This window comes from Pseudomonas sp. KH_040, assembly GCF_057839305.1.
In genome coordinates this window covers 197153-208734 of record NZ_CM174487.1, presented here as the reverse complement: position 1 = coordinate 208734, position 11582 = coordinate 197153, and the positions used below count along the sequence as shown (strand labels likewise).

Below are 11582 nucleotides of genomic sequence, written 5' to 3'. Positions count from 1 at the left end.
AACGACGCAAAGGGACAGCGCTCTCGTGCCCTTTGCGTTTGCAGCGATCCTTGTCCGAGGTTAGATGCCCAGGCAGAGGTATTTGATTTCCAGGTAATCTTCGATGCCGTACTTGGAGCCTTCACGGCCCAGGCCCGAGGCCTTGATGCCGCCGAACGGCGCGACTTCGTTGGAGATCAGCCCGGTGTTGACGCCGACCATGCCGTATTCCAGCGCTTCAGCGACGCGGAACACACGACCGAGGTCGCGAGCATAGAAGTACGAAGCCAGACCGAACTCGGTGTCATTGGACATCGCGATCACTTCGGCTTCATCTTTGAAGCGGAACAGCGGCGCCAGCGGACCGAAGGTTTCTTCCTTGGCTACGGCGGCGTTTTTCGGCACGTTGGTGAGGATGGTCGGCTCGAAGAAGTTGCCTTCCATCGCCTTGCCGCCAGCCAGCACGGTGGCACCTTTGGCTACAGCGTCAGCGATGTGCTCTTGCACCTTGGCCACGGCTTTTTCGTCGATCAGTGGGCCAGTGGTGGTGCCGTCTTCCAGACCGTTGCCGATCTTCAGTTTCGCCACAGCCACTTTCAGCTTCTCGGCGAACGCGTCGTAGACCGAATCCTGGATGTACAGACGGTTGGCGCAGACGCAGGTCTGGCCGTTGTTGCGGTACTTGGAAATGATCGCGCCTTCGACGGCCTTATCCAGGTCCGCGTCGTCGAACACGATGAACGGCGCGTTGCCGCCCAGTTCCAGCGAGACTTTCTTGATGTCCTTGGCACATTCCGACATCAGTTGACGACCGATTTCGGTCGAACCGGTGAAGGACAGTTTGCGCACGATCGGGTTGCTGGTCAGCTCGCTGCCGATATCGCCGGCGCTGCCGGACACTACGCTGAACACGCCCGCAGGAATGCCCGCGCGCTGAGCCAGTTCGGCCAGGGCGAATGCGGAGAATGGAGTTTGCGAAGCAGGCTTGAGCACCATGGTGCAACCGGCAGCCAGCGCTGGACCGGCCTTGCGGGTGATCATCGCCGCCGGGAAGTTCCACGGGGTGATGGCCGCAGTAACGCCGATTGGCTGCTTGATAACGATCAGACGCTTGTCTGGCTGGTGACCCGGAATCACGTCACCGTAGATGCGCTTGGCTTCTTCGGCGAACCATTCGATGAACGAAGCGGCGTAAACGATTTCGCCTTTGGCTTCGGCCAGCGGCTTGCCCTGCTCGAGCGTCATCAGGCGAGCGAGGTCGTCCTGGTTCTCGATGATCAGTTCGAACCAGCGACGCAGCTTGTTCGCACGATCCTTGGCGGTCAGTGCACGCCAGGCCGGCAGCGCTTTGTCAGCGGCTTCAATGGCACGGCGGGTTTCGGCAGCGCCCATCTTCGGCACGGTGCCGAGGATTTCGCCGGTGGCCGGGTTATTGACCTTGATCGTCTGACCGTTGTCCGCATCGACCCAAGCGCCATCAATGAAGGCTTGCTGGCGGAACAACTGGGTGTCTTTAAGCTGCATGTCGGCTTTCCTTAACAGCACCGCGGCCTGCGCGGAGCAAATTATGATTGTAGAAAGGCGCCTCGCAAGGCTGCCGTCAGGGAAATCAGTGACCGGGTGTGGCGCATCGACAGTGCACGATTCGAAACACCGGCGCCTCAACGCCCGGTCAACGAGCGTTTGAAATCTCAAACGGATCGTAGGATCAAAGGGGTTAAAGGACAATAGGTCGTTCGAAAAAAAGAACAAAAACGCCGCGTTTGTGGAATTTTTCAGATCAACGAGCCAAAAGCCCTCGCGGCAACAGAACCATAGATCAGTCCCGTGAAAGCGCCAAGCGAGGGTTTTGCAGGACGTTACCGCTTTATGGAATGCAGCGATTTGCGCCGACACGCGCACTGACAATCCGTGCCAAAACCCAGCATGGACGCCCCGAGCCGACCTAGGTATGATGTCGCCCGCTGCACCAGTAGCTCAGCTGGATAGAGTACTGCCCTCCGAAGGCAGGGGTCGTGGGTTCGAATCCCGCCTGGTGCGCCATTGATTTAAACGAGAAAGCCCCGGACTGTGATGGTCCGGGGCTTTTTTGTGAGCGATGCAAAAAGGGCTGGAACGACGTCACTCCGTCGTCCAGTCAAACTCATCGTAATCATCGTCGTCTTCCTCCTCAACCTCCTCAAAAACGTCGTCTTCATCAACGACATCTTCTTGCGACTGGTTAAGCAGAAATTCCTTACGTGCCTCAGTAATCGCGCGCCGCATCTCTTCACCCTTGTCCGGGCAGTTGAGGAGTTGGGCGATGCGGTCAATTTTTGCTGCCACGTTGTCCTCCAGCGCATTGGCAATAGCCCGATAGTGCGCGTTTTTGCAGGGTAATGCCAAATGGCTGGGGGATCAGGCGGTCATTTTTTCTGCAACTGTTCGAGTCGGGCGTCGAGATCGGCGTTCGGGTAGCGTTTGTGCAGGTTGTTGAACAGGCTGTCGGCGGCTTGTGACTGGCCGGCTTCGCGCAGGCGCAGGACTTCGCGCAGTTGTGCGTCGAGGCCATTGGCCGGGGCGGTGGCGCGTTTGCTGAGTCTGGTTTCATCGGCGCTGATCGCTTGATCTTGCATCGGCGCGGCCATTTCCATCATCGGCACAGGTGCCGGCATGGCGCCGGCCGGGGCGGACAATCGGTGCAACTGCGCTGAGTCCGTTTCGGTCATGGGTACAGCAAGCCTAGGGGCGGGGGCGAAGTCGAATTGCGCTTGCGGCTCGGGGGCGCGCTGGACCAGTGACAACATCAGGGCGACGCCAACAAGACTGGCGAATGCGACTTGCCAACGTGGTTTGCGGCAGACATCCAGCCAGCGTTGCCACACGGTTGGTTTCGGCGCCGGGGTTTGACGCTGCGCAGCGTTGAGGATCAACGCATCAATGTGCGCTGGCGGTTCGGCATTGTGCTGTTCGCGTACATGCTTGATCAGCGGATCTTCGGGTGTCTGGCGGGCGTCAGTCATGTCAGTACCTCCTCGGCCAGCAGCCGACGCAGTTTTTGCTGGGCGTAGCGCAAACGGCTTTTAACGGTTTCCAGCGGTGCTTCGGTGAGGCTGGCGATTTGTGCCAGGTCGAGGTCGCCGTGGGCGCGCAGCAGGAACACTTCGCGCTGGTCGGCGGGCAGGGTTTGCAGGGCGCTGTCCAGGCGTTGGCTGTCGCGGCTGAGAGTGAACAGTTGTTCGGGATCATTCGCCTCATCGCTGACCGCGTGATTTTGCTCGTCATAGCTGTCGTGCAGCGGTTGTCGGGCGCCGTGTTTGCGCCAATGATCGATCAAGCGATTGCGGGCAATCTGGAACAGCCATGTACGAAATGTCGCCCGGCCTTGCGGCTGACTGGTGCTGCGGATCAGGCTCAGCCAGGTCTCCTGAAATACTTCGTCGGCCAGTTCCGGTTTGCCGCTCAACCCGAGCAGAAACCGGTACAGGCCTTGGCGATGGCGCGCGTACAAAATCTCGAAAGCGGCGCCGTCGCCCTCGCGATAACGCGCCAGCAGCGATTCATCGCTGCTGGCGGTTGAGCTGTCTGCCGAGGCAAACAGCTGGCTGATGAAGCCTTTCAGACGACTCACTTATTCAATCCGTCGTTCAGTGGCCAGCGCGTTCGAAGCACTCGATGTGCGCAGACTTTGCGCCAATTCGACCAGTTGCACGAACTCGTTGCGCAGACCGAAGCGATCATCGCCACGAGCGCCACGGGCCAGTGCTTCGGTGTCTTTCAGGCTGAAGTCGCCGGTATAGCGACCATCCTTAAGCTGTTGGGAAAACGCAGCAACGGCAGCGGCAAAGCGCAAGTCTTCGCTGGCCGGTGCAACCTGATTGGTAATCGGCCGTTCGATCAGCAGACTTTTCCCACCTTCGGGCTGTTGATAACGCACACGCAGCATTGCCAATTCTCCGCTCTTTGTCGAAACAGCGGCGTCAGATTTGCCGTAACGCAGCGGCTCCAGCCAGCCTTTCTCACCCGCCGGAACAATTTCGTACAGCGCGGTCACCGTGTGTCCTGCGCCGATTTCGCCGGCATCGACTTTGTCATTGCTGAAATCCTCACGCTTCAACGCACGGTTTTCGTAGCCGAGCAGTCGATATTCACTGACCTGTGCCGGGTTGAATTCCACCTGCAGTTTGACGTTTTGCGCCACCACGGCGAGGGTCGAACTCAACTGATCCACCAGCACTTTGCGCGCCTCGCGCAGATTATCAATGTAGGCGTAGTTACCGTCGCCGGCGTCGGCCAGTTGTTCCATCAAGTGCTCATTGTAGTTATCCACACCAAAACCCAGGGTCGTCAGCGAAATTCCGCTTTGGCGTTTATCCACAGCCATTTGCTTGAGGCTGTCGAAGTCGCTGACGCCGACATTGAAGTCGCCATCGGTGGCCAAGAGGATGCGGTTGATGCCTTTGGGGATGAAAGCTTGCTGTGCCATTTGGTAGGCCAATTCGATACCGGAAGCACCAGCGGTCGAACCGCCGGCAGTCAATTGTTCAATGGCTGTACGAATTTTCGCTTTCTCCCGTCCGGAAGTAGGCTCCAGCACCACTCTCGATTCGCCGGCATACACCACCAAAGACACGCGATCTTGATCGCGCAACTGATCGACCAACAATTTCAGCGTGCTTTTGACCATCGGCAGGCCTTCGCGGCGATCCATCGAGCCGGACACGTCGACCAGAAATACCAGATTGGCCGGGGCCAGTTCCGCCACGGCTCGGTCGGAGGCCTTGATGCCGATGCGCAGCAAGCGCGTGTGCGGGTTCCACGGTGAAGCGGCCAGTTCGGTGGTCACGCCGAAGGGCGAGCCATCACTGGGCAGCGCGTAGTCGTAGGGGAAGTAATTGACCAGTTCCTCCAGCCTCACCGCGCCTTCCGGCGGCAGTCGGCCCTGATTGAGCAAGCGGCGGACGTTGGCATAAGCGCCCGTATCGACGTCGGCACTGAAAGTCGAAACCGGCGTCTCGGCGACGCTGTGGATCGGGTTATCAGCCAACGTCTGATACTGCTCGCGCTGCTCGTCGCGATAGCTCTGTGGATAACTTTCACTCAACGGCATCGGCGCGCTGCCCGCATTGGGCATCCTGTACAGCGCGCGTTTGGCCATTGAGCTGTCAGCCATCACGGCTTCCTGTTGAACCAGCACCTCAGGCTGCGCAGGCGCTGGCACAGCAGCGGAATCGGGCGTGGACGAAGCACCGCAACCGGCGAGCGCCAGCAGCACAGCAACCGCAACAGGACGCAAAAAAGGAAGAGACATGGGGGCTGACCTCGGGATGAAATTGAGCATTCATCCACTGAGACGGGCAGCCCTTTCAGTTCGGGTTAAACGCCGCTAAAAATATTTTCAGCGGTGATAACGCCGCACCGCACTGCTGTTACGCAGCACATGGCCTTTGATTTTTTCCATCAGTTCGGCGCGAGTCAAACCGGCCGGCAAGGCGTCCGGGGCCAGATCCAGCGCGTAGATCTGGATAATGTAATGGTGCGCGCTGTCGCCCACTGGCGGGCACGGCCCCATGTAATGGGTGTTGCCCTTGCTGTTGGTGCCACCGACACCTTCGAACGCGGATTTGGCGCCGACGCCCGCCGCGATCTGGTGCGTGGTGGCTTTGATGCCGTAATGAATCCAGTGATCGACGCCCAGGCCTTTCTGGCCGTCCGGATCGTGCATGACGATCGCGTAACTCTGGGTGCCGGCAGGTCCTGCGTTCCAGCTCAGCGCCGGCGACTGGTTCTTGCCGCCGCAACCGGGCGCATCGCTGGCCGCTGCCGAGGTGAACAGGCGGTTATCGGAAACACCCGGGATGTTCAGGGTGAAACGCTCCTGGGCCTGCGCCGGAAACTGCACGCAAAGGGTGACAGCAAGGGCCGCCAGCCAGGGGTTGAGAGAGGTCAATCGGGTCATTCCGGGAGCACCTTGTGCAGTGGGGCCGTCGTCGGCTTGCAAACTATAGCTGTACCGTTCGTGCCGTGGCAGTGGCAAATGGCTGAACCTCGCACTACGACGCAAACTCACAAGAGAAATGCCTGCGAGGAAGTCGAACATGTCCCTGCACCGCGTCGCCCGTTTCGCCGATGTCCCTGAAGACCGTGGCCTGCAAGTTGAAATCGGCGACTGCAAGATTGTGCTGTTGCGCGCGAACGGCCAGTTACGTGCGTTTCAGGGCGAATGCCCACATGCCAGCGCGCCGCTGGCTGACGGAGCGTTGTGTCACGGACGCCTTATCTGCCCGTGGCACAAGGCTGCGTTTCGGGCGGAGGATGGCGCGTTATGCGAGCCACCGGCCCTCGACAGCCTCAAGCGATATCCACTGGAGCTGCGTGGCGAAGAGGTTTGGGTCGACGATCAACCGTTGCCCGACCCTCATACGCCTCCGGCGGATGATTCGCGTACGTTTGTGATTGTCGGCGCCGGCGCAGCAGGTACGGCATGCGCGGCGGCGTTGCGGGAGAAGGGTTTCGGTGGCCGTATCGTGATGATCGATCGCGAGCCGGAGGCGGGTTACGACCGTACGGTGCTGAGCAAATTTGTCCTCGCCGGGGACATGCCCCCGCGAGAAATACCGCCGTTGCGTGAAGATGACTTCTATAAAGAGCAGCGCATTGAACGCCAACGAGGTGAAATCAGCTCAATCAATGCCTCGGCCAAATCCCTTCACCTCGAAGACGGCCAGTCGCTGCGTTACGACGCGGCGGTGCTCGCCACTGGCGGCGAGCCCAATCCGCTGGATTTACCCGGCGCAGATCTTCCACAGGTATTCGTGCTGCGCTCAAAAGCTCAGGCAGAACGGATCATGAACACTGCCAGACCGGAACAACGTGCAGTGATCATCGGCGACAGCTTCATCGCCCTCGAATGCGCCTCGGCCCTGCGCCAATACGGTCTCGACGTCACGGTGCTGGCTCGGCACGCAATTCCTTTCGCTGCCCAGTTCGGTGAGGCTGTGGGCAAGGCGATCCGCGCGCTGCACGAACAGAACGGCGTGAAATTCATTACCGAGCACGCAGCCACCGAAATCATCGGCGATGGCAAAGTCGAGACAGTATTGCTGGACAATGGCCTGCGTCTTTCGGCGGATCTGGTGCTGGCCGGGGTCGGCGTGCATCCGGCCACCGAAGCCTTTGCGTCACTGCCGAGGGAAAAAGATCAGTCATTGCGCGTCGATGACGGCATGCGTGTCACCGAAGGCCTGTGGGCGATCGGCGACATCGCCACCTTCCCGCTCCACGGCCAGCCGCAACGCATCAAGCACTGGCGCCTGGCTCAGCAACACGCACGAATCGCCGCTGCCAACATGCTCGGTGGCGACGAACATTACCTCAACGTGCCGTTCTTCTGGACTTGGCACTTCGGCAAGAACTACGACTACCTCGGCCACGCCGAACATTGGGATGAAGTGCAGTTTCATGGCGAGCCCGAACAACCGCCGTTCATTGGCCTGTTCGGTAGAAACGGTGTACTGGTCGCCGCTGTGGCTTGCGAGAAGGAACGGGCGATGGCGCTGCTGGCCGAGCGCATGAAGCAACCTCTGCCAATGGAAGAGGCTTGGGAACTGATCCGCGCTTAGCGGCCGATTGATCGTTCCCACGCTCCTGCGTGGGAATGCAGCCCGTGACGCTCCGCGTCACTGGACGCGGAGCGTCCCAAGAGGCATTCCCACGCAGAGCGTGGGAACGATCAAAGCCGGGTAAGGGGTTCGCGATTATCGTCATCCTCGGCATGCAGAAAGATCACCCGTGGATGCTCCAGCGGTGCCAGCGGCGGTGGCAATTCTTCCTGCTGCACCGGCCAGAAATGCGTCACCACATGGCTGATGTCGCCTTCCTGATCGTTGTGAATGGTCATCACCCCGGGCGTGCGCAGTTTCTGCAAGCGGTCATCGCAAAGCTTGAAACTCTTGCTCAAGCCTTCATCGTCGATCACCGGCGACGGCAAGCGGCGCTGGGCAAAACTGCGACTTTTGCGCTGCTGATAACGCGCCCAGGAAATCAGAATCACCGCGTTGACCAAGGCAATCCACAGATAAATCTGCAGGGTGCCCAGCGCGTCGAACGCCGAGTGATCGATGCGAGGCCCACCCGCATAGGTTTCAATCAATGGCCATAGCCCACGGATCAGCAAGAACAACAGCCCCACCCACGCCACTACGGTAAGCACCACATCGACCACGACCAGAAAAGGCCGTTGGCGGGTCCGGATGATTTTCATTTGATGACCTCCTCTTCGTCGTCGCCGATCGGTTTGATGCCCCGATCAGGACTGACCCAACGCGCGCGTTTCTGATGTTGGCCGAACAGCACTTTCGGGAAGCTGACCAGCGTCGTCAGCAAACTGACAAACCAGAACGCGATCGGGTACCAGACCACCCAGAACATGGTCTTGCCCAAACCTGGCTCGTAGCGACGGTCGATGATGATGCTGACGGCGAACTGCACCAGACAGACGAACGCCAGCAACAGCCCGGTGAACGCCGGTGGCATCAAGTGATCCACCGCGATGGCCTCCGGCATGACCACGAACTTGCCGACGCCCCAGAAAATTACCGACAGCAGGAAGGTGAATGCCCAACCGGTCGACAGGCAGTATTCAAACAGCAGCGGCCACAGATAACGATGGCGGTACTGCCAGATGCCACGGATGTTTTTGAACAGCACTTCGGCGCCGCCCTGCGCCCAGCGCAAACGCTGCTTCCACAAACCACCGAGGGTTTCCGGCATCAGGATCCAGCACAGCGCGCGCGGCTCGTAGAAGATGCTCCAGTGATCGAGTTGCAGCTTCCAGCTGATGTCGATGTCTTCAGTGATCATGTCCGGGCTCCAGTAACCGACGCGGTTCAGCGCGCTACGGCGGAACGCGACGATTACGCCGGAGACGGTAAAGATCCGCCCGAACACCCGTTGCGTGCGTTTAATGAGCCCGATGATCGAGGAGAACTCGCCGACCTGCACCCGCCCGACCAGCGTCGAACGCGTACGAATCCGTGGGTTGCCGGTCACTGCGCCGAGGCGTGCGTTATCCAGCATCGGTGCAACCAGATACGCCGCGGTGTTCGGCGCCAGCAGTGCGTCACCGTCGATGCACACCAGATATTCACTGCGCGCCGCGATGGCACCCATGCGCAATGCGACGGCTTTGCCCTGGTTTTCCGCCAGATGCAGCACGCGCAAACGTGGATCTTCCTTGGCCAGCGCATCCAGCACTTCGGCGGTGTTGTCCTTGGAGCCGTCGTTGATCGCGATGACTTCGATGTTCGGGTAGTGCTGGGCCAGCGCCGCGTGGATGGTGTCGGCGGCGTTGTCACCTTCGTTGTAGCAAGGGATCAGAATCGAGATCAGCGGCTCGCCTTCCAGTGGCGGCGGTAGCGTGTCGTCCTGCCACGGCCAGTGGCGCTCCCAGTGCAGCCAGAAATACAGGCCGCCGGCAATCCACAACCCGGACATGAACAGCGGGTAGAAGAACACGAAGTCCATCAGGAACTGCCCGGTCACCAGGAAGATCAGGCCCAGCGGCACGCCGAGGACGAGCGCCAGAACAAGCAGGGCTAACAGTCTATCCAGCATGTTATGGATTCCATTTGTTGGAGAGCGCAGGCCTTACGGTTTTCAGGTCCGGCAGGTTGTCGAGGAAGTTGTCCGGGTAGTAGCCGAAACTGGTCGCGCCTTGGCGCTTGAGGCGGCTCATCCAGTCCGCCAGATGCGCGCCGTCGATATCGGCCTGATCCTTTTTCGTCCAATCGCGGGCCTGCAATTCGAACACCGTGCGGTTCAGGGCTCCGGGGCGCTTGCTGACGGTTTGCACCAAGGTTTCCAGCCACGGGCCGGACTCGGCCTGGGTCTGTTTTTCCATGAGCGGCATGGCCATCGGTGCGGTCCAGTCGTAGGTTTGCAGGAAGTCGTCGAGGTTCTGTGCGTACCAGGCTTCGCTCTCGGGATTGAGCATCGGCTCGGCGAAAATATTGCGCGCGGTCATAACCTGCGGGCCACGGATGGCGCGGACTTTGGCGGTCAACTCGTTGGTGAAATCGATGAGGTATCTGCTCTTGAACCGCGTCCAGCGCTGCATCGCTGCCGGGTCATCGCGCAACGCGGCAATCGAGCCGGGCAAACCTTGGGCAGCGTATGCTTTCAAGGCTTCAGGGCTGGCGTCTTCGAAATCCGAAAGCAGCGCATCGTCGTGATAGAGGATGCCGTCGACCGAGGTCAGGCGCGCCACGTCCTCGTATATTTCACCGATAATCCGCCGCACCTCGGGATCGAACGGCGAAAGGCGTGTGTACTGATCCGGATCGACAGCGGTTGTACCGGTTTTCGGGTCCCAGCGGGTGACACGTGGCAGTTTCGAATCGAGGCCGAAACTCAGCACCGGCATCCACGCAAACACCTTCACATTGGCGCGAGTGCGCAGCTGCCAGGCAACGCGGTCGAAAATGTCGGCACGTACCGGCAAGTGACGGTTGGGGAAGTACAGCGAGTGCACCAGACCATCGCCCTGCGGATCGGCAAAGGCTTGCAGGAACACCGTGTTGGCGCCCATGTCGGCCATGCGCTGCACCAGTTTGCCGAGGTTGATGTCCTGTTGCGCCGGGTCGGGGTCGTAGACGTTGTCCAGATCAACGTGCACCACACGCATGACGAAATCCGACTGCACGTCGACGATGCTATTGGAGAAAACCTCGCCATCGGGATCGGAGGAAACCAGGAAGCGCGGGCTGCTCATCAGGTTGTCGAGGGCATCGAGACCGTCGTCGAGGGTCAGGGCCATTTCGTAGCCCTGCTCGCCCACCACGGTCAGCGAAGTACCGTCCGCCGCACCATACGGCCAGACCCAGACCCGCGGCTTCTTGCCGGTGACCTTGCGGATTTTTTCCGAGATATTGTTTACGTCAACACGAATCCGAGCCTGAAAATCGGCCTCGGATTCATAGCGTTTGGTCACTGGATCGTAGCGCCGGGTCGCCGCGGCAGGCTGCATGTTGCCTTGCGGATTGGCCAGAATCCCTTTGTGGTTGGCGTCGGTGTGCGCGGCGATTTCCACCAGACCCGATTGCGAGATTTCACGCACCTGATCCCAGGTCAGGAAGTCGGAACGCGCACGCGGGGCGCCAGCAAAATCCACCGGTTGATTGCGCGGCGTGTCGATCCAGACGCCGACCGGGGCCAGCAAGGCGTGCCAGTTGTAGGCGCGCAGCACCGGCAGCACGCGGGTATAGAAGCTCGCATAACCGTCGTCGAAGCTGAGCAGAATCGCCTTCGCCGGCAGCTCCGGGCCGCCCTTGCGCGCAGCCATGATCTGGTCGACGGTGACCGGTCTGTAGCCGTTCTCACGCAGCCAGGCGAGCTGTTCGATCATGCGCTCGGTGCGCACCGCGACCACCGCCTGATCGGGATCACGGTCTTCAACATCGTGATAGGCGATGCCGAGCACGTGGTTTTTCGGCCACGGTTTTTCGCTGGCCGCCAGCGGACGCTCGGACGGCGGCGCGAAGGCCGGAGCTTGCTGGGCGCAGGCGCTGATCAGCAGCGCTCCCAGCAGAAGGATGAAACGCGAAATCAAAGGCATCTTCAAACTC

The 11582-nt window shown here is 60.1% G+C and carries 10 protein-coding genes and 1 tRNA gene; 2 read left to right on the top strand and 9 right to left on the bottom strand.

Annotated features, from left to right (window positions below):
* Positions 1–60: 60 nt before the first annotated feature.
* The gene (gene gabD / locus AC3IUF_RS00910) at positions 61–1503 is read right to left on the bottom strand and encodes an NADP-dependent succinate-semialdehyde dehydrogenase (protein WP_489280104.1); all 1443 of its coding nucleotides are present in this window, start codon (positions 1501–1503) and stop codon (positions 61–63) included.
* 442 nt (positions 1504–1945) lie between these two features.
* Between gabD and AC3IUF_RS00905 the strand changes: the two genes are divergently transcribed.
* A tRNA-Arg gene (locus tag AC3IUF_RS00905) sits at positions 1946–2022 on the top strand.
* A gap of 78 nt (positions 2023–2100) precedes the next feature.
* Here AC3IUF_RS00905 and AC3IUF_RS00900 read toward each other — a convergent pair.
* From AC3IUF_RS00900 to AC3IUF_RS00880, 5 genes are all read right to left on the bottom strand, one after another.
* On the bottom strand, positions 2101–2364 hold the full coding sequence (locus AC3IUF_RS00900; RefSeq protein ID WP_489280103.1) for a hypothetical protein: 264 nt from the start codon (positions 2362–2364) through the stop codon (positions 2101–2103).
* A gap of 20 nt (positions 2365–2384) precedes the next feature.
* On the bottom strand, positions 2385–2981 hold the full coding sequence (locus tag AC3IUF_RS00895; protein WP_489280102.1) for a hypothetical protein: 597 nt from the start codon (positions 2979–2981) through the stop codon (positions 2385–2387).
* Complete coding sequence (locus tag AC3IUF_RS00890; protein ID WP_489281585.1) at positions 2978–3559, bottom strand: RNA polymerase sigma factor; 582 nt, start codon at positions 3557–3559, stop codon at positions 2978–2980. The genes AC3IUF_RS00895 and AC3IUF_RS00890 overlap by 4 nt, the downstream gene beginning before the upstream one ends.
* A 30-nt stretch (positions 3560–3589) precedes the next feature.
* A complete protein-coding gene (locus AC3IUF_RS00885) occupies positions 3590–5269 on the bottom strand; it encodes a vWA domain-containing protein (RefSeq protein ID WP_489280101.1) in 1680 nt (559 codons plus the stop codon).
* Between the two features lie 87 nt (positions 5270–5356).
* On the bottom strand, positions 5357–5917 hold the full coding sequence (locus AC3IUF_RS00880; RefSeq protein ID WP_007917693.1) for a YbhB/YbcL family Raf kinase inhibitor-like protein: 561 nt from the start codon (positions 5915–5917) through the stop codon (positions 5357–5359).
* 139 nt (positions 5918–6056) lie between these two features.
* Here AC3IUF_RS00880 and AC3IUF_RS00875 point away from each other — a divergent pair, with 139 nt between their 5' ends.
* Positions 6057–7580: an FAD-dependent oxidoreductase gene (locus tag AC3IUF_RS00875; protein ID WP_489280100.1), complete on the top strand. Its 1524-nt coding sequence runs from the start codon at positions 6057–6059 to the stop codon at positions 7578–7580.
* A 110-nt stretch (positions 7581–7690) separates the two neighbouring features.
* On the opposite strand, the gene pgaD is transcribed toward AC3IUF_RS00875, so the two are convergent.
* From pgaD to pgaB, 3 genes are read right to left on the bottom strand one after another with little or no spacing between them, the layout of a single operon-like run.
* On the bottom strand, positions 7691–8221 hold the full coding sequence (gene pgaD / locus AC3IUF_RS00870) for a poly-beta-1,6-N-acetyl-D-glucosamine biosynthesis protein PgaD (RefSeq protein WP_007917695.1): 531 nt from the start codon (positions 8219–8221) through the stop codon (positions 7691–7693).
* Entirely contained in the window at positions 8218–9573 is a 1356-nt protein-coding gene (gene pgaC, locus AC3IUF_RS00865; RefSeq protein WP_007917696.1) for a poly-beta-1,6-N-acetyl-D-glucosamine synthase, read from the bottom strand. The genes pgaD and pgaC overlap by 4 nt, the downstream gene beginning before the upstream one ends.
* A gap of 1 nt (position 9574) precedes the next feature.
* Positions 9575–11572: a poly-beta-1,6-N-acetyl-D-glucosamine N-deacetylase PgaB gene (gene pgaB, locus AC3IUF_RS00860; RefSeq protein ID WP_489280098.1), complete on the bottom strand. Its 1998-nt coding sequence runs from the start codon at positions 11570–11572 to the stop codon at positions 9575–9577.
* Positions 11573–11582 lie beyond the last annotated feature (10 nt).